This is a genomic window from Chitinophaga sp. (assembly GCF_019236475.1).
Taxonomy (GTDB): Bacteria; Bacteroidota; Bacteroidia; order Chitinophagales; family Chitinophagaceae; genus Chitinophaga.
The window spans coordinates 97520-120241 of the sequence record NZ_JAFAIX010000009.1 but is presented as its reverse complement, the minus strand read 5'-3'; the positions used below and the strand labels follow the sequence as shown (position 1 = coordinate 120241).

Here is a 22722-nt window from a genome sequence, read left to right as displayed (position 1 = left end):
TAAGACGTTCATCCATTTTTTTTAGGGAGACACCAGTTCTGTTTTGTAATTTCAGCCCGATTAAACTAAAGTCTATTATTGGCGCTTATGAGAAAATTAATGCTGGGCTCCTTTTTAATGGGATCTGCCCTTATGACCTATGCGCAACAACCGTCCAAAAAACCACTGGATCACAGTGTGTACGATGGATGGGAATCTGCAGGAGCAAAAGTTATCAGTAACGACGGACAATGGATTACCTATACCATTATTCCGCAAGAAGGGGATGGCCGATTGATCATCCATGATCGTAAAACCGGGAAAGATATTATCATTCCCCGTGGGAGTGCGCCCGTGATCACCGAAGATTCCAAATTCGTGATCGCTGCTATCAAACCACTCTTCAAGGATACCCGCGAAGCAAAAATCAAGAAAAAGAAAGGGCCTGAAATGCCGAAGGATTCTATGGCCATCGTCAACCTGACCACTGGTCAGTTGGAGAAAATGGCGAATGTAAAATCCTTTAAAACGCCTCAAAAAGGCAGCGGATTACTGGCTTTCCTAGCGGAAGCCCCTGCGGCAGACACTACCAAGGGCAAAGTAGCCAAACACACTAAAAAAGATGCAGACGCCGATGATGATGATAAATCAGGCGGTGATAAAAGCGAAAATGGTATGCTCGTTATCCGTCAACTATTGACTGGACAACAAGATACCATCAAAAACGCCGGTTCCTATGTGATCAGCAAACCAGGTAACAATATGCTGGTAGCTATCAATAGCGATAAAAAAGATTCCCTCTCCAAAACAGGCGTATTACTGTGGCACAATGCCACTCGTAAAGCCGACACCCTGAGCAGAGGCTACGGCGATTTCAAACAATTCGCCTTCGATGAAAAAGGAGAACAAGCCGCTTACTTCGCTACCCGCGACAGCGCCAAGTCCCTCCAGCAGTTCTATGCCATGTATTATTACAAACCAGGCATGGATAGCGCCACCATCGCAGTAGATAAAAACAACAGCGCTATCCCTTCCAAATGGACGGTTAGCCAACATAGTACCATCACTTTCAGCAAAGACAATCAGCGTATCTTCTTTGGTACTGCGCCTGTGCTGCCAGTAAAGGATACCAATATCGTTGACTTCGAAGTAGCGAAGGTGGATATCTGGAACTACAAGGATGATTACCTGCAACCCATGCAGTTGAAAAATGCCGACAAAGAACTGAAGAGAAACTATGCTGCTGTATACTATCCTGCTAGCAAACGCATGATCCAACTCGGCGATAAAGATCTCGAAACCGTACTCCCCACTGATCAGGGCAACAGTAACTTTGCACTGGGCTATACAGATAAAGGCGAACGTATCCAGATCCAATGGGTAGGTCGTAGCCTGAAAACAGCTTATCTCGTTAATGTTACCGATGGTACCAGAAAAGAGATTAAAAGCAAACTAGATGGTATGTATTCTATTTCTCCAAAAGGGAAATATATTATCTGGTATGATCTCCAAGGACAGCACTGGTGGGCTTACAACAACGAAACCGGAAAACTCGCAGATATCAGCAAAAACGTACCTGTAAAAGTCTACGATGAAGAAGACGATCATCCAGATTCACCAGAAGCATACGGATTAGCAGGTTGGATGGAAAATGACAATCATGTACTGATCTATGATCGTTATGATATCTGGCAGTTGGATCCTACAGGTGAAAAAGCACCAGTAAATATTACCAGTGGTTATGGCCGTCAACACGGTATCCGTTTCCGCATGGTACGTCTGGACGAAGAAGAGCGCTTCTTAAAACCAGGACAGACACGCATCCTCACTGCCTTCTCCGATACCACCAAATACAATGGCTACTACAGTGTGCAGTTGCCAGGAGCAAAAGGAAAAGCAGCGCAGCCAAAAGAAATCGTGTTGAGTCCTAACAGCTACACCGATCTCGCCAAGGCTAAAAACGCCGATGTATATACCTTTGTAAAAGCTAGCTATGTCAACTCTCCAAACATCTTTGCAGGAGCGGATATCAGCAAAGCGGAACAACTCAGCAATACTAATCCACAGCAGAAAGATTACAACTGGGGAACTGCGGAACTATACAAATGGACCACTTTCAGCGGTAAAAAAGCGGAAGGTATCCTCTACAAACCGGAAGATTTCAATCCTAATAAAAAATATCCAGTTATCTTCTATTTCTACGAGAAGCTGACAGATGGCATGTATAACTACAATGCTCCTGCGCCTACCCCTTCCCGTCTGAACATTAGCTTCTTTGTAAGTCGTGGTTACCTGGTGTTTGCACCAGATATCACTTACCAAGATGGTTATCCAGGCAAGAGTGCATATGATTATATCGTAAGTGCTGCGGAAGACATGGCCAAACAGTCTTATGTAGATGGTAAACATATGGGTATCCAGGGACAGAGCTGGGGCGGCTATCAAGTAGCTTACTTGATTACGCAAACCAACCTGTTTGCCGCTGCATGGGCAGGTGCGCCTGTAGCCAATATGACGAGTGCATATGGCGGTATCCGTTGGGAAAGCGGTATGAACAGACAATTCCAGTATGAGAGGAGCCAAAGCCGTATCGGTGCAACGCTCTGGGAAAAGCAAGATCTATACATCCAGAACTCTCCGCTGTTCTCGCTGCCTAAAGTGACTACTCCAATCGCTATCATGGCCAATGATGCAGATGGGGCAGTACCTTGGTACCAGGGTATTGAAATGTTCACTGGTCTGCGCCGCCTGGGTAAACCAGTTTGGATGCTGAACTATAACAATGAAGCACATAACCTGGTACAGCGCCAGAACCGTAAAGATATCTCCCGCAGAGAACAACAATTCTTCGATCATCTCCTGAAAGGTGCGCCAGCTCCTGAATGGATGGAGTCAGGTGTTCCTGCTACAGAGAAAGGTATTAACTGGGGCTTTGATCTCACGAAATAAATTTCTTTAGGTTACAAAACAAGAAAGCCGCCTCGTTTGAGGCGGCTTTCTTGTTTCCTGGCAAAAGGAATAAAAACTTTGTGTATGCTAATTTCTCAGATTGATAAGGTTTACAACTACCTTAATCATTACATCTTTCTCATCTGGCTTGGATTCTGCGATCATTAATGTTAATGCAACCAGTGCATTGTCTGCAATTTTCTTAGTTCCATCCTTATGATAAAGCAGATCATTTTTCTCCATAAACCAAACAAACAGGAAAGCCGCGATGCGTTTATTGCCATCGGAAAATGAATGGTCCTTAATAACAAAATACAATAGGTTTGCAGCTTTTTCTTCCACACTGGGATAGAGATATTTTCCATCAAATGTTTGGTAAATAGCTGCCAGCGCCCCTCGGAAAGAATGATCTTTTTCATTCCCAAACAACTTACTGCCACCGAATTTATTCCGAAGTCCTTCAATAGCATCCTTAGCTGTTTGGTATGAAATTTCAAATATCCCTTCTGAAGTAATGGAGGAGATCTTAAGTCTGTTATGATCGTATTGATCAAGTAAGTCTAAAGCGTAGGTATAATCTGTAATTACTTTTAGTAAACCTGTTGCCTCCTCTGTATTGAGCTCTTGACTTTCTATTACATTTCCCAGGAGTTTTACAGTTTGTTTTAATTCATCCAGTTGCGCTGATTGTTCTTGGAACCGTTTCTTATTGATTGCATAGCCTTTGATCAAATAATCTTTAATTACTGTATTTGCCCAAACTCGGAATTGAGTGCCTCTAATGGAGTTTACTCTATATCCAATGGATATAATCATGTCTAAATTGTAATGCTCCAATTCCCTTGTAATTGCGCGCTTACCTTCATTTCGAACAGTCTGGAAATTTCGGACGGTTGCCTTTCGCTCCAATTCATTAGATTTATAAATATTTCTAATATGATCATTAATATTAGACTTACTAGAATTGAATAATTCAACAATTTGAGCCATAGATAGCCAAATTGTTTCCTCTTCTAACTTTACGTCAATGCTTACGCCTCCTTCGGCGTCTTGATAAATTAGGATCTGATTATCTTTCATATCATTTTTTGCATGAAGTTGAAAGAATTAGCCTCCTAATTTGTTGATTAAATCTTAATAGCAAATGATTAACAAACTCATCCATTTAATTAGATCAATAATTCCAGTTTTTTTAGTTTGATTGCGATTTGGGATAGTTCTATTTTAATTCAACATACTAATTAATAATCATATACATATTATAAAAATCGAACCGTCCGGAAAAACCGGACGGTTCGATTTTTGAACTATTCGGAATTTCCGAATAGTTCGAAGCACACTTTTAGCCTCTCCCACATTTTTACTATTTATATCTCTAGAATTAATACAGCAGCAGGTTTGAACCGACCCATTTTTTAGGCCGGTTGGATTTTTTCGAACTATTTCAAAAAATGGAATAGTTCGAAATCAATTTTGAAGAACTCACTCACATTAAAACCCCAAAATAGACCTAAAATCGCTACTGTAGCGAAATCGAACCGTCCTAATTTTTAGGCCGGTTCGATTTCCCCAACTATCCAGTTTTTCTGAATAGTTCGAATCCACTTTTAGCCAACTCATCCATAAGTACCCATGTCTCCCTATCACCCCACACGTAATAAAAAAATATAATTACAATATTTTTAACATATATTTACTGTACCGACTTACTCCGAGTAAGCCTGGACCTATGCTAGTAATATCCTATTAAACCAGAAACATCGTGCCTATGAACTTCCATATTTTCCAACCGGAAGACGCATTGCGTCCCTATGTTAAGCAGTATTACTATTGGGAAGACAATACCCGTGGCATTATTCAATTACCGCAGAGTTTATTTGCCCTTGGCGACCAGTACATGGCCTTTATCCAACAGGGTGAAGCCACGGTGAAGCCTACCAACCATCCCGCTTACATCCTCCCAGCTAATTCCGTGATCGGTCATTTTACCTGTGCTTGTCAATTGCAAGTGAAAGGACCCGTAAAAATTGTGATTGTACAGTTGAATGCTTACGGCTGTTACAAATTGTTGGGAATAGACATGCCTTCCTTTACCAATTATTTCCGCAATCTGGATATCAGCGCTGGTAGCCTGTGGCAAGAAGTATCTGCTAAACTGGCCACGGTACGTCAGCCAGATAGCATTATTCCTGTGCTGAACAGTGCCTACCGCAGTTGTTTGGATGCTGGTAGTCGCTCTCTCCGTCAAGTGGATGAGATGGTGGATTACCTGATAGCCCGCAAAGGCAATGTAGGCCTAGAAGAGCTGGCACATATATTTCATTTGTCTCGCCCTACGATGGAACGTGTATTCACTACCGTTACTGGGTTGCCACCACAGTTGTTTTCCCGTATGGTAAGGTTCAAGACAGCTTTGAAGTCTTTGCAACAGATGAATTTTCCACAGTGGCAGGTAAACATGAGCAAGAACAATTATTACAATCAGGCAATGTTTGTAAAGGACTATCTCCTGTTCAACGGGGATCTTCCTGATTACTTCGAGCCAGTAGCCACCACCATTGCACATATGCATACTGGTAACAGGCTACAAGTGGCCGTTGCCAGTTGATATAATATAACGTAACTTGGGTCTTCGTAAAAGACACCTCATTATGACAACTACTTTTTACGAAGGCCCTTATAGTGTCTCCACTGATACGGAAAAACTCGATGTTGACCTGATTCATCATTTTCTCAGCACAGAATCTTACTGGGCCCAAAATATTCCCCGGGAGCTGGTGGAAAAATCTATTGCCGGATCGCTTTGTTTCGGGCTATATCATGGTTCCGAGCAAATTGGTTTTGCACGAGTTATCACAGACCAAGCGGTTTTCGCCTATTTAGCGGATGTATTCGTACTGCAGGCATGGCGCGGAAAAGGCCTGTCAAAATTCCTGATGCGCACCATTATGGCATATCCCACCCTCCAGCGATTACGTCGTTGGATGCTGACTACTACCGATGCCCATGGCTTATATAAGCAGTTTGGATTTGAACCGCTGGGAGACACGAGCAAACTGATGCAAGTCAGTCACGCTAATCCATATACGAAAAAAACCTCCTAAAGACAGCCATTTTCCATAACTTCCCGGTCTCAATCTTGGAACCTATGCAATATTCTGCTAACTGGTGGCGTGAAAAGCTGCAATTGCAGTCGCACGTCGAAGGCGGCGCCTTTCGGGAAACATACCGTTCTGAATGGATGCTTGATATGAGCACCCTCCCTGCGGGCATGTCCGGCAACCGCAACGCCTCTACCTGTATCTATTTTTTACTGGAACACGGAGAATTTTCCGCTTTTCATCGCATCGCTGCTGATGAAATCTGGCATTTCTATGATGGTACAACCTTAACCATTTATGAAATAGAGCCAGGAGGAAACCTAATCACCCACAAGCTAGGAAGGGATATTGACAAAGGAGAACGGCTGCAGGTAATCATTTCCGCTGGCAATTGGTTTGCTTCCCGTACAGAAGTACCGGGCGGTTTTTCATTGACTGGTTGTACGGTTGCTCCAGGTTTTGACTTCGCTGACTTCGAGCTGGCAGAAAGATCAGTACTCCAGGCAGCTTATCCACAGCATGCAGACCTGATTGCAACCCTCACCCGATAATTGTTTATCATTCATTTCCTACTAAGCCTTACTGCTATTGGTATGGATTACATGTTATCTTTCCTTAACTTTCAGTTATGAAGAAGATTATTTACATAGTTGTATTTGTTGTAGTTGCTGCGCTGATGTTCTGGATGGGCCGCTTTTTTGGCAGTAAGAACACGAGTCAGCAAATCATCTCCAATAGCACTATTGTAAAAGAGATTGCGGAGCTTTCCAGTCTGGATGTTCAAGGCAGTGCCAGTATTAAACGCAGTAACCTAGAAGAAGGTGGCAGCGACTGGACGGATAATCTCAAAAAAGCATTCCTAGAAAATACAGTGTGGGTAACGATTCCGTATGAAGCAAAATACGGCGTAGATATCAACGAGAAAAATTTTAAGGTAAGCATTGCGCAGAAACATATCGTCGTGGAGCTTCCGTCTCCCAAATTACTTAGCTACGAACTAAAGGTAGATCAAATGGAAACGGCCAACCGTAAAGGTTTGTTCCTCTTCCAAGACGATGAAACTTATACTGCCGTACAAAAGAAATTATACCAGACTTCCCGTGCACAACTGGAAAATAGTCCTGCATATATACAGCGTTCCAAAAACAAGATTATTGCCATCATGCGGGAATACTATACTCCCTTCCTGAAAGACCATACGCTGGAAGTGCGGTTCGACGGGGATACCGTACATGTAGTCAATAATACTAAGTTGCAATAACTAAGCTGCGATAAACTTTACAAGACTCCTTTTCGCCACTGGCAACAATGTTTCATTGATCGGCAATACTAACTTAGTTTCCACGCAATAAACTGCTGGATTAGGCAATTGTTGGTATTGGCGTATCAGTTGACCTTTAATGTATTCGCAGGTATGCATCAAGTCTTTCTCGTAGGAGTCCATGTAATGCATATGTATGCCGCGAAATTTCTCATCATGTCTTTCAAAAATGGTCAGCCGGTAATTGTAAACGAGCGTTTCCCGGTACCTGCCATCAATCAGCAGCATGTAACCTTCGGTAGTTTCCAGTGGTACCAGTCCTACCGGTGAAATATTCAACCGGCCTTCTACAAACTCGTACAGTTCTGTTCCTTCCTTAATAGTGCCATTCATTTTTTTCATGGCAAAATCGATGATTTCTTCTAGTTCCTTCATTAATTCATCATCTGCTATGATCTGTTCATAGAGCAATTGCAATTTCTCCAGGTTGACAGCAGAGAGTTTTTTAGGAAAACTTTGCTGTAGAAACTGCTTATTATCACGGAAGGCCACTAGGTTATTGTAGTGAAAGATGATGTCCGCCAACTGCGGATACAGTTTATGCTGGTTGAAGTATCGGTTGATATCTTGTAGGTATGCGAGTAGCGTATATTTCTTTAGTTCGAAGTCTATGTAGCCATCCGCAAACCATGTTTCGCTCAAGGCTCCCATAACAAAATAATTTAATGGATTCTGCTATTAATTTACGAAGAAAAACTGGCAAAAATTTCACAAAATTCATAGTTGGTGGGATTTGAAAATATTTTTTTATTACATGTAAAGTGAAGCTGGGAGGGGTTCTGGGCAATTAGTTTCTATAAAAAATCATAAAAAAGGGGAATATTTTAGGTTGCCTCCTTTTTTATTAGCTTAATTTTCATATCTTCAGTATATTATTTTTCATTTTTTTAATTCAGTTAACATGAACATTTACGTAGCCAACCTTCATTACAGGTTGAACGATGAAGATCTTCATCAGATTTTCAGCGAATTTGGAGAGGTTACCTCCGCTAAGATCATCAAGGACCATGAAACTGGTCGCTCACGCGGTTTCGGTTTCGTGGAAATGCCTAATCAGGAAGAAGGAGCTAAGGCTATGGAAAGTTTGAATGGCAGTGAGATTGACGGCAAACAAATTACCGTAAACGAAGCAAGACCAAAACAACCGAACAATAATTTCAGAGGTGGTGGAAACAATCGTGGTGGCGGAGGATATGGTGGTCCTCGTGGCGACCGCGGTGGACGCTACTAAGTCATTTTTTTCTCGGTAAAGCTGTTAAAAAAATTAAAGGGAGGCCAAATTGGCTTCCCTTTTTTTAATGCAATAAAGCATTGATTATCAATTTAATTGTATTAAAAAATGGCCATCTTTCGATGGCCATTTTTTGTAAAATTTTCCTGCCTGTCGTTCCTCCCCAGTGGGCAGGAACGACGAAAGAAATTAAAAAGGGATTTGACGTCGCGTCAAATCCCTTTTTAATACAACTTCAAATATTATGACTATTAAATACCTCTTTTCGGATCGAAATTCTCCAGTTCCTGTGCTACAGCAGTCAGGAAAGTAGCGCCCAGGGAACCATCTACGATACGGTGATCGTAAGACATAGACAGGTACATCATATGTCTGATGGCAATGCTATCGCCTTGTTCAGTTTCAATCACCACCGGACGCTTTTTGATAGCACCTACCGCCAGGATGGCTACTTGCGGCTGGTTGATGATAGGCGTACCCATCAGGCTACCGAAAGTACCCACGTTTGTCAGGGTGAAAGTACCGTTCTGGGTATCTTCAGGTTTCAGTTTATTATTACGTGCGGCGTTGGCAAGGCCATTTACCTGTTTGGTAATACCCACCAGGTTCAACTGGTCTGCATATTTAATTACCGGAACGATCAGGTTACCAGATGGCAGTGCAGTAGCCATACCCACGTTGATATCTTTCTTGATAATGATCTTGTCTCCATCCAGAGAGCAGTTGATCAGCGGGAAACGTTTGATACATTTCACGATGGCCTCGATGAAGAGTGGTGTAAAGGTCAGTTTCTCCCCTTCTCTCTTCTCGAATTCACCTTTCATGCGATCGCGCCATTTCACCATATTGGTAACATCTGCTTCTGCAAAGCTGGTTACATGCGGGCTCACCTGTTTGCTCATCACCATGTGGTTAGCAATCAGTTTGCGCATACGATCCATTTCGATGATTTCCACATTACCGCTGTAGGTAGGGGAAACCACGGTAGCAGGGGTAGCTGCTGGGCGTTGAGCGGCAGCAGCGGCAGGCGCTGGAGCAGCAGAAGTGATCACTTCCGCAGGTACTTTACCTTCCTTACGGTTGGTAACATATTGCAGGATATCCTTTTTAGTAACCCTTCCTTCAGTGCCGCTGCCATGGATTTTCTCCAGTTCAGCGAAGCTAACACCTTCCTGTTGGGCAATAGTGAGTACCAACGGGGAATAAAAACGGGTACCTCCAGCGGCAGGCGCCGGAGCAGCTTCGGCTGGTACAGCCGCCATAGGGACAGATGCAGCCGTAAATTTCGGTTCAGTAGTTACAGGGGCAGCAGGAGCCGTATCAGCGCCGGCTTCGGCATTGGTATTAATGCGGGCGATCACAGTTCCAACTGGAACTACATCGTTTTCAGAAAACAGGATCTCAGCAATTTCTCCTTCTGCAATAGAAGGAACTTCGCTGTCCACCTTGTCGGTAGCAATTTCCAGCACGGTTTCGTCCACTTTTACGTGATCTCCCGGCTTTTTATGCCAACGCAGGATGGTAGCTTCCATGATGCTCTCCCCCATTTTCGGCATTACCAGTTCTACAATAGCCATAAGATTGATTTTAGCTTGATTTGAGCTTAATTTAGTGCGGAACAAAAATAAGGGAATTAGATCAATTCAGGCCTTCCGGCTCCAGCTCTAAAATAAGCTTCCTCAATTCATTCATTGCATATACGGCCGCCATCTGAGTATTTCTCTCCCGGTCGTACCGCAAAGTATATTTGATCGTTACTGTTTTTTCGCGGGAACCTACTGCTATCCAGACAGTTCCAACAGGTTTTTCCTCACTGCCGCCAGTAGGGCCCATAATGCCGGAAACCGCCATGGCGTAATCCACATCTAGCATATGCAGTGCCCCTGTCAACATTTCCCTGACGGTTTCCTCACTAACTGCTCCATAAATGGCCAGGGTTTCCTTTCTTACCCCTAGCATCTTCACTTTCATATCGTTGGAGTAAGTAATAGCGCCCCCTTTGAAATAAGAACTGCTCCCAGAAATAGCTGTAATCCAGCTACCAATAAGGCCACCAGTACAACTTTCCGCGGCACCTACCGTTTTATTCCGCTGTAGTAGCAAACGCCCCAACACTTCGCCAATAGAAATATCCTGATCTGTTACCACGATATCCAACAGTCGTTCCTTTAACTCCGTGAAATACAATGATAATTCTGTAGCAGTACTGAGTTTGTCCCTACCATGAGCGGTCAGGCGCAGTTTCAACAAACTATAGCTAGGTAGATAAGCCAACTTGATATGAGGAGGTAATTTCGCTTCGAAATCTACGAGTCGTTCAGCAACGAAAGACTCTCCCATCCCAGAAGTAACCAAGGTATGATGTACTACTGCCGGCGTCCGGAAATGTGTTTCCAGGCGTGGGAGCACATAGTTTTCCATGATTCCTTTCATTTCATGGGGCACACCAGGCATGGAAACATAGATCTTTCCATCTTTTTCGAACCACATGCCAGGAGCAGTTCCCCGCTCATTTGGAATCACAGTGGCCGCTTCTGGTACCAGGGACTGATCTACATTTCGCTGGAGGATAGGCAAGCCTCTGCTCTCGAACATATAGAGTACCCGCTGGAGGGTTTCACGATCCTGCACCAACCGGCTCTGGAAATATTCAGAGAGTGTAGGTTTGGTGATGTCATCCGCAGTGGGGCCGAGTCCGCCTGTAATGAGCACCACATCCGACAGGGCAGCTTCCTCCTCCAGGGTGGAGAGAATATCTTCCCGTATATCGCCAATGGCTACACGACGATGTACCCAAATCCCCATACCATTGAGCTGTTGCGCCATCCAGGCGGAATTGGTGTCGATGGTTTGACCGATGAGCAGTTCATCCCCGATGGTAATGATGCTGACAGTGATTTTTTCCACTTTGTGTTGTTTTTAATTGAAAAATGGTTCGAGGCGTTCTTTCAGTACCTGCGGAAGACCAGATTTTTGTCGTGTCTTCACATCTACAAATACCAATGTGGTCACGCCTACATTGAGTAATTCCCCTTTTTCATTGTACAATTCGCTGTGAAACTGGATTTTTGAACTTTTAGGCAGTTCTTTCAGTATAGTCTTAACCGTGATGAGATTATCATAAAAAGCAGGTCTGAAGTATTTCACATTCAATTCAGCCACAGGCATCATAACCCCTTGTTCTTCTAGCTCTCTATAAGTAAATCCCAGTTCCCGGATGGCTTCTGCTCTGCCTACTTCGTAGTAAAGGCCATAATTTCCGTAATAAAGATACCCCATCTGGTCTGTTTCTCCATATCTCACCCGTATGGTGGTTGTACTAATAAACATGGTCCATTCTGTTTTTTATCAGGCAATCAGATTATCTATGGAAACCTTACCAGGTCCTATAAATAGGATGGTACAAAAGGCTGCCAAGTACATAATCGGTAATTCTATCTTGTCAATTGGTTCATTTGCATGAATCACAAAAATAATGACTGCCATGCATATAATAAGCGGTACGCTCGCTATACGGGTCAGTAATCCCAGCATTAGGAAGATGGCACAGGCCACTTCAGCAAAGATGGTGATACCCAGCGAAAGGGTATGCCCCACATGCAATGGATCCGGAAATGAATTTTTTTTGGCATCAAAATGAATCAATTTTGGCCAGCCATGCAACAATATCAATCCCCCAAAAACCAGTCGCAGCACAAGCATCGAGAGATGAACAGCACCATTCGTAAAGCCGGCAGAAAAAAGTTTTCGCATAGTAGGTAAGGTTTTTGCTAATAAGAATTCTTTCTCACAAGATAACGTAATGGCCCATGCCGGCTATACGGAGTTATCCACATTGTTAAGAACACGTTCAAAAAAGAATGGATATAACATATATATTTGCTTCTAACCGTTCTGTCATGGCTACAATATCCTGCAGCCCAACACAGAACTGCGTAATAGAGGATCATGTAACAGCAATAATCGCCCGGCTGAAAAATATTTCTGCTGGGTATTCGTTTTAATCGCATATTCAAGATAACAAGCAAACATGCAGGTCATAAGAAAAATTTTTGTTCCCGGACATCTGTACTTATCCCTAATCGCCTTTGCAGGCGCCAGTGTAGCAGGCATCCCTGCAGCACAGGCCCAGCAAACCCGCATTTATACAGATCCGGAGAAAGCTTTCAAAGATGCGCAGCAATATTTCCAACACGGGAAATATGCAGTATCCATGCAGCTCTTCAAGCAAACTATCGACAATATCGATTACTGGCATGAAACCAACCGCGATCTTGTCAAATCAGATGCGTATTACTATTACACCGCTTGCGCACTGAAACTGCAACAAGCCAATGCGGAAAAACTTGCGCTGGAATATCTCCAAAACTTCAACAATAACGCCCGCGAACAGCTTATCAGCTACCAGTTGGCGAAATACTACTTCCACGCCAATAAACTCAAAGAGGCCATTCCATACTATGAAAAGGCCAGTATCGACAATCTCTCCAACGATGAAATTGCCGATGCCAAGTTTGAACTGGCGTACTGCTATTTCAATGTAAAAGAATTCAAAAAGGCCCAACCGCTTTTTGCTTCAATAAAGGAAATCCAGGGTAAATATTATCTCCCGGCAAACTACTATTATGGCTTCATTGCTTACAACAACCACCAGTACAACGAAGCCCTGACCAGCTTCCAACGCGTGGTGAAGGAGCCTAAGTACAGCAATGTAGTACCTTACTATATCGCTGAAATCTATTACTTCCAAGGTAAAACAGACCAACTGATAGCCTACGGCGAACCATTGGTGAAGCAAGGCGGCCAATACTATGAAGCAGAACTGAAACAACTGCTCGGTAAAGCCTACTTCGAGAAAAAGGACTACAAAAAAGCATTGCCTTATCTCCAGGAATTCCAGGATAATTCTGACGATGTAAGGAATGAAGACATTTACCAGTTGTCTTATTCCTACTACCAGACTGGCAATCTCCAAAAAGCTATTAGCGGATTCAAACAACTGAGTAGCGCAAAAGATTCCCTGGGACAGAACTCTATGTACCTACTGGGCGATTGCTACTTGCGCACCGGCCAGAAAACGAATGCCCGCAACGCTTTCGCCTTCTGTGCCAACAATAGCTCTAATGCACAACAACAGGAAATTTCCCGATTCAACTACGGTAAACTTTCCTATGAACTGGGATATCCTGATGCCGCACTCGGCGAATTGACCCAGTTTGTAAAAACCTATCCGAATTCTACTTATAATAAAGAGGCCCGTGAAATCATGGTGAACCTCTTTATGAATTCCAATAACTATAAGGAAGGTCTGGCTACCATCGAAATGATTCCTGATAAAAACCAGACTGTATTGAAGGCATACCAGAAAGTTGCCTATGGCCGCGCCACACAACTAATCAATGATGGTCAATTGGCGGAAGCGGATCGCCTTTTGGATATCGCTATCAAAAATCCTTATGACCAGCAGATCAAACAACTGGCTTACTTCTGGAAAGGAGAAATTGCCCTTCGTCAGAATAAAACAGAAGCTGCTATCTCGAATCTGAATACTTACCTGAGCAATACCGCCGTGCTGTCTGGCGAGGCGAATGCCCAAACTGCCAGCTATAACCTGGGTTACAGTCTGCTCAAACAAGATCGCTTCAGTGAAGCATTACCTTGGTTTGAAACTGCTCAGAAAGCAAGTGGTCCAAATGCACAGCGTATCGGCAATGATGCCCTCCTCCGTAGTGCCGATTGCTATTATATGATGCGTCAGTTTCCGAAAGCGCTGGCATTATATGACCGAGCAATCAGCAATAATGATCCAGGAGCCGATTACGCCACCTATCAGAAAAGTATCATCCTGGGTTTACAGGGTAAGCAAACCGAAAAGCTTGCATTGCTGAAACAACTGGGTAATAAGTTCCCGAACAGTAATTTCGGTAACGAAACAGATATGGAGATTGCCAATACTTATCTGTCCGCCGAAAAATTCAATGAGGCCATTCCTTACCTGGAAAATGTGCTGCAAAAACAGCCGAATGGCGCCAATGCTCCAAGAGCCTTGTTGAAACTGGGTCTTTGCTACTATAACAAGGATAATGAATCCAAAGCGCTGGGCTATTATCGCCAGGTGGTGGAAAAATTCCCGGGTTCCCCAGAAAGTAATGAGGCACTGCAAAGTATCCGTTCTATATATGTTGGTCAGGGGAAGACGGATGATTATCTGGCCTTCCTGAAAGCCAATGGAAAAACGGTAAGTGCTTCCGCTGAAGATTCACTCACATACGCTACTGCTGAAAGTCGCTTTACCAACAATGACTGCGCAGGCGCGATTGTCGCATTCAACAACTACATCCGCAAATATCCTGACGGACAGTTTATCCTGCCGGCCAACTTCTATAAAGCAGAATGTAGCTATAACAATAAAGACTATACGACGGCACTTCCAGCATATGAGTTTGTATTATCTCGTAATAACAGTCTGTATGCAGAACGCTCTGCTCTCCAGGCTGCCAATATTAATTACTACCAAGTAAAAAATTACGAGAAGGCAAGAAACTACTATCTGCAACTGCAAGACCTGGCCACCAGCAAGGAAAACAGCATGGCTGCCACTCGCGGACTGCTGCGCAGCAACTATATGCTGAAACGTTGGGACGATGTGACCAACTACTCTGAAATGCTACTCGCTGGTAGCAACAATAGTACTGACGACCAGATCCTCGGTCACTTCTATCATGCTAAAGGGCTTAAACAAAAAGCCCAATACGCAGCAGCGATCACTGAGTTCAAGACAGTAACGGGTCTCACCAAATCTGAAATCGGTGCAGAAGCCCGCTATGATATTGCCGATTCTTACTACCAGCAGAATGAGCTGGATGCTGCAGAGAAAGCCGGATTTGATGTCATCAAAAACACCGCTTCCTACGAATACTGGGTGGCCAAAGCATATATCTTGCTGGGAGATGTTTATTCCAAACAACAGGATTATTTCAATGCGAAAGCCACTTATCAGAGTATTGCCGCCAATAGTACAATTCCAGAGCTGAAACAGGAAGCAAAGGATAAACTGGCGAAAGCGGAAGCAGACGAAAAAGCTGCCGGTAAGAAGAAGAAATAATATTTCGTATCAGCATCCGGCAACGGATTTTAAGCAAATGACAGCATGAACATTCAGAACATATATCACAAAGGATTTTTCTTATTAGCTGCAATGGGACTCTCAGCAGCAGCCGTACAACAAGCTACGGCCCAAGCGAAAGACTCCCTGAAACAGGAAACTATCGATATTATTTCCACCTATCAGCCCCGTTTGCGCGATGCCGCCAAACTGAACCTGACAGCATCTTTGCCAGGCGTTGATACTACCCGTCCTTCCCTGAAGTACGAAGTACCTTCCCTGAACCTCAGTTTCGGATATCAGGCCGCTCCGCTCAAACCACTGGCATTGGGAAAAGATTCCTTGGATCTGCTCCAAAACAATTTTGTCAAACTGGGCTATGGTAATCTGAGTACGCCATATGTACAGGCTGGTTTTGGTAGCGGCAGACATGAAAATTATAACTATGGCCTGTTTGTCAACTATACCTCCTCCAAAGGGAAGATAGAAAACCAGGACTATAGCACCTTGAATACACTCGCCGCCGGTAGTTATTTACTGAATAAATTCCAACTGAACGGCAGTCTCGCCTACGATCGTAATACCGTACACTACTATGGTTATGATCACAACCTCGCTCCTGTTGAGAAAAGTAGTATCGCACAGCATTTCAACCAGATTACCGCAACGGCTTCTGGAAGAAACCTGCCTGGCAATGATTGGGCTTTCAGCTTCCAACCGAAAGTGAAGTTCATTTACTTCAACGATAACTACAAACGTAATGAAAGCTCATTCCAGTTGAATGTGCCGATTCGCAAACAGATTTTTGAAAACATCTTCCTGAAAGCAGAAGGCGTATTCGACCTCTCTACTTTCAAAGAAGATAACAAGCCGTCCATCAGTAACAATGTGGTGGCCATTCATCCTGCTGTAGACATCGTATATCCTGGCTTCGTACTCCATGCTGGCGTAAACCCTACCTGGAGCAACACACCAGGTATCAGCAAATTCTACTTGCTGCCAGACATCGTGAACGAAACACACCTGATCCGCAAAAAGCTGATTCTGAGCAGTGGATGGATTTCTTACATTGAAAAAAATAGCTACCGCAATTTGATCAACCGCAACCCATATTTCTTGGGAGCAATGGATAATATGCAGAATACCCGCGTAGAAGAAAAATATACCGGTATCAAAGGTACGCTGGGCAGTCATTTCAACTATAACACCAAATTCGCCAGCGTAACCTGGTACAATCTGCCACTGTTCGTTAATGACACGCTGAACTCCAGCCGTTTCATTACCTTGAACGAAGCAGAAATGCGTGCCTTCCAACTGCATGCGGAAGTAGGTTATATTCAAGAAGAGAAGTTTCAGGCAAGAGTGGCGTTCGACTGGTTTAACTATAACAAACAGGAAAGTCAGATTAAACCATGGGCCTTGCCAGCATTCCAGGGTAACCTCTCTGCCACTTACCTGTTGATGAAAAAACTGCACCTCAATGCAGAACTGTTTGCCATGAGCGGCGCTTATTACATGAATCCAAATAAAGTGGACTTTGGTAAAACCAAAGGTGCTTGGGATATGAATTTGGGCGCTTCATTTGATATTACCAAGAATTTTGGTCTCTGGCTGAATGCGAATAATATCTTCAATTCTCAGTACCAGCGCTATTACCTATACCCATCCTATGGCTTTAATATAGTTGGTGGGTTGCTATTTAAGTTCTAAATTACATATTGGTAATTAAGAGATTGTGGGGAGATATGTAACAATATCTCCCCATTTCTGTCAATAGTAATCAGTAAGAATCACTATGATTTTACAGCAATATATTCAGGAAGTCCTATTCAGACAGCGTGTTTGTGTGATTCCCCAGTTAGGCACCTTTACCTTACAGCATTTCCCTGCCCAATATAATGTTAACACGCAAACCCTGACTCCACCTTGGGATCAAGTACTATTCAGTCAGACCTATCAAGATGATGGTTCCTGCCTGGAATGGATTGCCCTTAAGGAGAACCTTGTACCTTCAGTAGCCCAACGCAAATTGGATAAATACCTGGAAGAAATGAAGGAGGAACTTCGCACAGGTAAGCCCATGGAATTGCCTGGAATCGGCACTTTACAAGGAGATTTCGCAGGAAATATTCACTTTTTTGCCATAAAACTGCCAGTTTCACAAGAATCCCTTGACCTCCACCCTATTCGCGAGCAGCAACCAGCAGAAGCTCCGGCTGCACCCGTTGCTACACCTCCTGAACCCATTGAACCAATTATGACGGAACAGGTGGAAAATACCTTGGAAGCTATAGAGGAAGAAAGCGGTTTCAAATGGTGGTGGGCGGTAATACCCATTGTGGTGATCCTCGGGGGCGTGGCTGCTTGGTGGTATATCACCTATCAATCCAAACCGGCTCAACAGGAAGTTATTAAAGAGACGCCTGTGTTGCCCATTGCAAAACCTGATACTACAACCACTCCACCATCAGACACCACTGCACACGTAGCTCCAGTCGATAGTACCGCTGCTGTAACACCTGCACCAACGGTAACGGATACACTGCACTATGTAGCGGTTTACTATACGACAAAAGATAGTTCAGATGCTGCCAAAAAGCAGCTCCGTCAAAAAAACTGGGGCAGAGAGGTAATGATGTATTATAAAGATGGTAAATACAGACTGGCAGTAAAGATCAATGATGCAGATACTGCTGAAGCCATTAAAAAAGTAAGAAAAGACTTTGGTAACCAGGCATTCCTGGAAAGACCATAATATATAACGGGTACGGCTACCTGTTAATTTCACCGGCTACAATTTCCAGCCCTTCTGCGAAGGTATGGGGATTGTAGCCGAGTTCTTTTTCCGCCTTTTCTGTTACCAGACCTGTTTTGGCAGGGCGGGCAGCCGGCTGAGAAAGACTCTTAGAGCTGATTTTTTCAATGAGGTTAGTATCCAGGTTGAAATAGTTAGCTGTTTTAATAGCCATATCGTAAGGAGACAGCGTTTCATTACCAGAAATATTGAATACGCCGGTAGCCTTCTTATCTACGATCAATTTGCAGCCTGTAGCCAGATCCTGGCAAAGTGTAGGCGTACGGAGCTGATCATCTACCACCTTGATTTTCTTCTGCTGTTGCAGATTGTTTTTCACCCAGGTGATCATATTGCTACGTTGCGCATCCGCCACCACGCCATATACCAATACCGTTCTGATGATAGCCCAGGGAAGCTTGCTGTTATGGACAAGCCTTTCAGCAGCTACTTTACTGGTTCCGTAGTAATTGATAGGATTTACGAGATCCTCTTCTGTATAAGGACCGCTAAGACCATCAAATACAAAGTCAGTAGAAACAAACAGGAAATAAGCATTGACTTTTTCAGCCGCCTGTACCAGGTAACGGGTAACGCCCACGTTCATATCCCAGCAAGCATCTTTATTTTTTTCGCATTCATCCACTTGCGTCATCGCGGCGCAATGGATGATGATTTCCGGTTTATATTTATCAATGAGATTAGCCGCCGCTCCAGGAGTGCGGAGATTGGCTGCCTCATAAATGTAATTTTCGCGCTGGGGAATACGGTTGGGGCCTCTTCCGGTAGCTATTACATTATACTTTTTATCCTGGAGAAAAAGAGGGATCAAATGCTGACCCAATAATCCGTTACTGCCTGTTATTAGTACGTTCATAAGCCTTAATCATACGCTATTTCTAAAGATACTAAAATTTTTCCGCTATTAGCTAAATGAAAAACGACTGCCATGAGCAGTCGTTTTTCATTTATATGGTATAAGATATTACTTCCTCATTCCCAGGTTATACATGGTAAATGACCAAATATCTGCTGCTTCATCAATTACTTTAGAAGTAGGTTTACCAGCGCCATGACCAGCCTGTGTATCAATGCGGATCAATACAGGATTAGCACCTGCATTGTCGGCCTGCAGTGTAGCTGCAAATTTGAAAGAGTGTGCAGGTACTACACGGTCGTCATGATCGGCAGTAGAAACCATCGTTGCCGGATAAGATACACCAGGTTTCAGGTTATGAAGCGGTGAATATTTTATTAGGTACTGAAACTGTTCTGCATTATCGCTGCTGCCATATTCAGTAGCCCAAGCCCAACCAATAGTGAACTTCTGGAAACGAAGCATATCCATTACGCCTACTGCAGGAAGTGCTACTTTAAAGAGATCAGGACGCTGCGTCATGCATGCACCCACCAGCAAACCGCCATTAGAACCACCACGGATGGCTATTCTAGCAGGATTCGTATATTTTTCTTTAACCAGGTATTCAGCGGCACCGATGAAGTCGTCAAACACATTTTGTTTTTTCTCCATCATACCTGCTTCATGCCAAGCTTCTCCATATTCACTTCCGCCACGTAAACATACTACAGCGTATAGGCCTCCCTGTTCCATAAAATAGAGATTGGATACACTGAAAGATGGCGTCTGTGGTATATTGAATCCACCATAACCATAAATCAATACCGGATTATTGCCATCCAGTTTGAAACCTTTCTTACCGGAAAGGAACATAGGCACTTTTGTGCCATCCTTACTGGTGAAGAAAACTTGTTTGGTTTCATATTCATCTGGATTGAATTTTACTTCTGCTTTATTAAAGAGTGTAGACTTCCCCGTAGCGATATCATATTTATATACTGTTGCCGGCGTTACGTAAGAAGAATAGGTATAATAAAATGCTTTTTCTTCTTTTTCCGCTCCGAATCCATTAGCAGAACCAATACCGGGCAGTTTCACCGGTTTCATGTTCTTACCATTATAATCATATTGAACGATATAGGAAGACGCGTCCTTCAAGTAACTGAGGAAGAGCTTACCGCCACCGGTACCTACATTTTGCAGGGCTTCCGGTGTTTCCGCCACAATTGTTTTCCAATTGCTTTCCTCCGGATGTTTCGGATCGATTTCTACGATTTTATAATTAGGTGCATGATGATTGGTACGTACCAATAATTTATCACCATTATTATCAATAACTGCTGGTTCATATTTAAAGCCAGGTACCAGGACTGAAAAGTCTTTCTGAGCAGGGTTTTTCAGATCCCATACCCGCACTTCTGCGCCGGAGGTACCTTCAGACAGGTGGAGAATGAGGAAGCGTTCATCTTCCGTTACGCTTACATTAGCATTTCTCAGCGGATGTTCTTTATCCTGGAAAATCAATTGATCTTTTTCCTGCGTATCTCCCATTTTATGGAAGTATACTTTATGAAATTCATTTTTCCGGGATAATTTGTTGGCTTCATCTGGCTTATCATAGCGACTATAATAGAAACCATCGCCTTTCCAGGAGATGCCGCTGAACTTAATCCAGTCCAGTTTATCAGAGAGCAGTTGTTTGGAAGCTACATCCATCACATACCCCTCTTGCCAATCGGAACCTGCTTTAGCAATCAGGTAGGCAGCATATTTTCCGTCCTTTGAGAAGGAGATGGTACCCAGAGCGGTGGTACCAGCAGCATTCAGCTTATTGGGATCTATGAAAACTTCTGCGGTTCCTCCTGGTGTGGTGGAACGATAGAGTACAGATTGGTTCTGGAGACCATCATTTTTGTAGAAATAGTAATATTTCCCTTTTTTGAAAGGGGCAGATGTCTTGGGATAATTAAGGAGTTCTTCTAATCTTATTTTCACATCATTTCTGAAGGAGATTTTGGAGAGATAGTCCTGTGTAACCTTGTTCTGAGCTTCCACCCAAGCTTTTGTTTCTGGCGAATTATCATCTTCCAACCAACGGTATGGGTCAGCAATTTTGGTTCCGTGATAATCATCTGTTACATCGATTTTTTTTGTTTCAGGATATTTGATACCGCTGTGATGCTGTGCCATGGCCTGTCCCGTCAATATAGTCATACTCATAATCAGCAAGGTCTTATTAGTTTTTTTAAACATGCCTATAATTTTTAAATAATTATGCTACTTTGTTTGATGAAAATTAAAAATTTAGGTTATTTCATGAAATAACAATTAGAAAACAATTCCAAAATGTTATTTTTGTGCGCCCTTAAGATATTTTTTTAGCAATTTATATGAAAAAGTTGAACAACATTGCAGTCCTTACCTCAGGAGGAGATGCTCCTGGCATGAACGCCGCGGTTCGTGCAGTAGTAAGAACGGGCATTTATCATCAGCTGAATGTATATGGCGTGATGTACGGCTACAGGGGAATGTTGACTAATGACATTTTCAATATGGAGTCCAAGTCAGTGGCCAATATTATTCAGCGCGGAGGCACCATCCTAAAGACCGCCCGGTGCAAAGAGTTCTATGAATATGAAGGGCGAAAAAAGGCTTATGAGAATCTGAAGAAGCACAACATTGATGGACTGGTCGTAATAGGTGGAGACGGTTCATTTAATGGTGCGCAGAAATTCAGCCAGGAATTTGACATTCCTTGTATAGGCTTGCCTGGTACTATTGACAAGGACATTGCGGGCACCGATTTCACTATTGGTTTTGACACAGCCGTCAATACTGCGGTGGAGGCGATCGACAAAATCAGGGATACTGCTGACGCACACGACCGACTATTTGTCATTGAAGTTATGGGCCGGGATGCCGGTTACATTGCATTACACAGTGGCATCTCTACAGGTGCAGAGCATGTGTTAATGCCAGAACGCAAAACAGAAGTAAACGAAATTATTGAAGAACTGCAGGCCAACGAACGTCGTAAAAAGCTCGTTAACCTTATTGTGGTGGCAGAAGGAGATGAAACCGGAGGCGCCAACGAAGTAGCCCGCAGAATTAAAGAAGCCTGTCCTCAATTGGACACCAGAGTGGCCATCCTTGGTCATATCCAACGTGGCGGATCCCCTACCTGTCAGGATCGTATCCTGGCCAGCAGATTGGGATATGCCGCTGTTGAAGCACTCCGCGAAGGTATTCACAACGTAATGATCGGAGTAGTGAATGACAGAATTCAGTATACTCCGCTTGATAGAGCGGTGAAAGCCAAACAGGAAATTGACCCAGAATGGTTTAAGATTGTTAAAATTCTTGCGAGTTAAAAAATAAGACTT

18 protein-coding genes are annotated in these 22722 nt (G+C 43.4%); 10 read left to right on the top strand and 8 right to left on the bottom strand.

Annotation, left to right across the window (positions count from 1 at the left end; genetic code table 11):
* Nucleotides 1-87: 87 nt before the first annotated feature.
* Nucleotides 88-2928 carry a prolyl oligopeptidase family serine peptidase gene (locus JO154_RS11700; RefSeq protein WP_291945561.1) on the top strand — a complete coding sequence of 947 codons (2841 nt, stop codon included), beginning with the start codon at nucleotides 88-90 and terminating at the stop codon, nucleotides 2926-2928.
* Nucleotides 2929-3015: 87 nt separating this feature from the next.
* Here the strand turns inward: JO154_RS11700 and JO154_RS11695 are convergent, their stop codons facing one another.
* Nucleotides 3016-4008, bottom strand: coding sequence for a virulence protein RhuM/Fic/DOC family protein (locus JO154_RS11695; RefSeq protein ID WP_291945560.1), 993 nt, complete (start codon nucleotides 4006-4008; stop codon nucleotides 3016-3018).
* Nucleotides 4009-4696: 688 nt separating this feature from the next.
* Between JO154_RS11695 and JO154_RS11690 the strand changes: the two genes are divergently transcribed.
* The 4 genes from JO154_RS11690 (at nucleotide 4697) to JO154_RS11675 (ending at nucleotide 7290) form a co-directional block, all read left to right on the top strand.
* Complete coding sequence (locus JO154_RS11690) at nucleotides 4697-5536, top strand: DUF6597 domain-containing transcriptional factor (protein WP_291945557.1); 840 nt, start codon at nucleotides 4697-4699, stop codon at nucleotides 5534-5536.
* A gap of 43 nt (nucleotides 5537-5579) precedes the next feature.
* The gene (locus JO154_RS11685; RefSeq protein ID WP_291945555.1) at nucleotides 5580-6032 is read left to right on the top strand and encodes a GNAT family N-acetyltransferase; all 453 of its coding nucleotides are present in this window, start codon (nucleotides 5580-5582) and stop codon (nucleotides 6030-6032) included.
* A gap of 44 nt (nucleotides 6033-6076) precedes the next feature.
* On the top strand, nucleotides 6077-6580 hold the full coding sequence (locus tag JO154_RS11680; protein WP_291945553.1) for a cupin domain-containing protein: 504 nt from the start codon (nucleotides 6077-6079) through the stop codon (nucleotides 6578-6580).
* Between the two features lie 77 nt (nucleotides 6581-6657).
* Nucleotides 6658-7290, top strand: coding sequence for a DUF4230 domain-containing protein (locus JO154_RS11675; RefSeq protein ID WP_291945550.1), 633 nt, complete (start codon nucleotides 6658-6660; stop codon nucleotides 7288-7290).
* On the opposite strand, the gene JO154_RS11670 is transcribed toward JO154_RS11675, so the two are convergent.
* Nucleotides 7291-8001 carry a hypothetical protein gene (locus JO154_RS11670; RefSeq protein WP_291945547.1) on the bottom strand — a complete coding sequence of 237 codons (711 nt, stop codon included), beginning with the start codon at nucleotides 7999-8001 and terminating at the stop codon, nucleotides 7291-7293.
* Between the two features lie 250 nt (nucleotides 8002-8251).
* Between JO154_RS11670 and JO154_RS11665 the strand changes: the two genes are divergently transcribed.
* The gene (locus JO154_RS11665; RefSeq protein WP_111592184.1) at nucleotides 8252-8581 is read left to right on the top strand and encodes an RNA-binding protein; all 330 of its coding nucleotides are present in this window, start codon (nucleotides 8252-8254) and stop codon (nucleotides 8579-8581) included.
* Nucleotides 8582-8832: 251 nt separating this feature from the next.
* On the opposite strand, the gene JO154_RS11660 is transcribed toward JO154_RS11665, so the two are convergent.
* From JO154_RS11660 to JO154_RS11645, 4 genes are all read right to left on the bottom strand, one after another.
* A complete protein-coding gene (locus tag JO154_RS11660; protein ID WP_291945539.1) occupies nucleotides 8833-10158 on the bottom strand; it encodes a dihydrolipoamide acetyltransferase family protein in 1326 nt (441 codons plus the stop codon).
* Nucleotides 10159-10219: 61 nt separating this feature from the next.
* Nucleotides 10220-11488, bottom strand: a complete 1269-nt coding sequence (locus tag JO154_RS11655; RefSeq protein ID WP_291945537.1) for a CinA family nicotinamide mononucleotide deamidase-related protein — start codon at nucleotides 11486-11488, stop codon at nucleotides 10220-10222.
* 12 nt (nucleotides 11489-11500) lie between these two features.
* Nucleotides 11501-11911, bottom strand: coding sequence for a thioesterase family protein (locus JO154_RS11650; protein WP_199073961.1), 411 nt, complete (start codon nucleotides 11909-11911; stop codon nucleotides 11501-11503).
* A gap of 18 nt (nucleotides 11912-11929) precedes the next feature.
* The gene (locus JO154_RS11645; protein ID WP_291945530.1) at nucleotides 11930-12334 is read right to left on the bottom strand and encodes a DoxX family protein; all 405 of its coding nucleotides are present in this window, start codon (nucleotides 12332-12334) and stop codon (nucleotides 11930-11932) included.
* Between the two features lie 277 nt (nucleotides 12335-12611).
* On the opposite strand from JO154_RS11645, the gene JO154_RS11640 reads away from it, so the two are divergent.
* The 3 genes from JO154_RS11640 (at nucleotide 12612) to JO154_RS11630 (ending at nucleotide 18441) form a co-directional block, all read left to right on the top strand.
* Nucleotides 12612-15686 carry a tetratricopeptide repeat protein gene (locus tag JO154_RS11640; RefSeq protein WP_291945526.1) on the top strand — a complete coding sequence of 1025 codons (3075 nt, stop codon included), beginning with the start codon at nucleotides 12612-12614 and terminating at the stop codon, nucleotides 15684-15686.
* Nucleotides 15687-15731: 45 nt separating this feature from the next.
* A complete protein-coding gene (locus JO154_RS11635; RefSeq protein WP_291945523.1) occupies nucleotides 15732-17396 on the top strand; it encodes a TonB-dependent receptor in 1665 nt (554 codons plus the stop codon).
* An 85-nt stretch (nucleotides 17397-17481) separates the two neighbouring features.
* Entirely contained in the window at nucleotides 17482-18441 is a 960-nt protein-coding gene (locus JO154_RS11630) for a hypothetical protein (RefSeq protein WP_291945520.1), read from the top strand.
* Nucleotides 18442-18457: 16 nt separating this feature from the next.
* On the opposite strand, the gene JO154_RS11625 is transcribed toward JO154_RS11630, so the two are convergent.
* Nucleotides 18458-19357 (bottom strand): SDR family oxidoreductase, encoded by a 900-nt coding sequence (locus JO154_RS11625; RefSeq protein ID WP_291945517.1) that lies wholly within the window; start codon nucleotides 19355-19357, stop codon nucleotides 18458-18460.
* 108 nt (nucleotides 19358-19465) lie between these two features.
* A complete protein-coding gene (locus JO154_RS11620) occupies nucleotides 19466-21592 on the bottom strand; it encodes a prolyl oligopeptidase family serine peptidase (protein WP_291945515.1) in 2127 nt (708 codons plus the stop codon).
* A gap of 137 nt (nucleotides 21593-21729) precedes the next feature.
* Between JO154_RS11620 and pfkA the strand changes: the two genes are divergently transcribed.
* Entirely contained in the window at nucleotides 21730-22710 is a 981-nt protein-coding gene (pfkA, locus tag JO154_RS11615) for a 6-phosphofructokinase (RefSeq protein WP_291945512.1), read from the top strand.
* Nucleotides 22711-22722 lie beyond the last annotated feature (12 nt).

Excerpts from the sequence above, each read along its gene's own strand:
- pfkA (WP_291945512.1), top strand. The coding sequence starts at position 21,730 with ATGAAAAAGTTGAACAACATTGCAGTCCTTACCTCAGGAGGAGATGCT.
- JO154_RS11690 (WP_291945557.1), top strand. The coding sequence starts at position 4,697 with ATGAACTTCCATATTTTCCAACCGGAAGACGCATTGCGTCCCTATGTT.
- JO154_RS11695 (WP_291945560.1), bottom strand. The coding sequence starts at position 4,008 with ATGAAAGATAATCAGATCCTAATTTATCAAGACGCCGAAGGAGGCGTA.
- JO154_RS11640 (WP_291945526.1), top strand. The coding sequence starts at position 12,612 with ATGCAGGTCATAAGAAAAATTTTTGTTCCCGGACATCTGTACTTATCC.
- JO154_RS11625 (WP_291945517.1), bottom strand. The coding sequence starts at position 19,357 with ATGAACGTACTAATAACAGGCAGTAACGGATTATTGGGTCAGCATTTG.
- JO154_RS11675 (WP_291945550.1), top strand. The coding sequence starts at position 6,658 with ATGAAGAAGATTATTTACATAGTTGTATTTGTTGTAGTTGCTGCGCTG.
- JO154_RS11685 (WP_291945555.1), top strand. The coding sequence starts at position 5,580 with ATGACAACTACTTTTTACGAAGGCCCTTATAGTGTCTCCACTGATACG.
- JO154_RS11700 (WP_291945561.1), top strand. The coding sequence starts at position 88 with ATGAGAAAATTAATGCTGGGCTCCTTTTTAATGGGATCTGCCCTTATG.
- JO154_RS11650 (WP_199073961.1), bottom strand. The coding sequence starts at position 11,911 with ATGTTTATTAGTACAACCACCATACGGGTGAGATATGGAGAAACAGAC.
- JO154_RS11635 (WP_291945523.1), top strand. The coding sequence starts at position 15,732 with ATGAACATTCAGAACATATATCACAAAGGATTTTTCTTATTAGCTGCA.
- JO154_RS11620 (WP_291945515.1), bottom strand. The coding sequence starts at position 21,592 with ATGTTTAAAAAAACTAATAAGACCTTGCTGATTATGAGTATGACTATA.
- JO154_RS11680 (WP_291945553.1), top strand. The coding sequence starts at position 6,077 with ATGCAATATTCTGCTAACTGGTGGCGTGAAAAGCTGCAATTGCAGTCG.
- JO154_RS11660 (WP_291945539.1), bottom strand. The coding sequence starts at position 10,158 with ATGGCTATTGTAGAACTGGTAATGCCGAAAATGGGGGAGAGCATCATG.
- JO154_RS11645 (WP_291945530.1), bottom strand. The coding sequence starts at position 12,334 with ATGCGAAAACTTTTTTCTGCCGGCTTTACGAATGGTGCTGTTCATCTC.
- JO154_RS11630 (WP_291945520.1), top strand. The coding sequence starts at position 17,482 with ATGATTTTACAGCAATATATTCAGGAAGTCCTATTCAGACAGCGTGTT.
- JO154_RS11670 (WP_291945547.1), bottom strand. The coding sequence starts at position 8,001 with ATGGGAGCCTTGAGCGAAACATGGTTTGCGGATGGCTACATAGACTTC.
- JO154_RS11665 (WP_111592184.1), top strand. The coding sequence starts at position 8,252 with ATGAACATTTACGTAGCCAACCTTCATTACAGGTTGAACGATGAAGAT.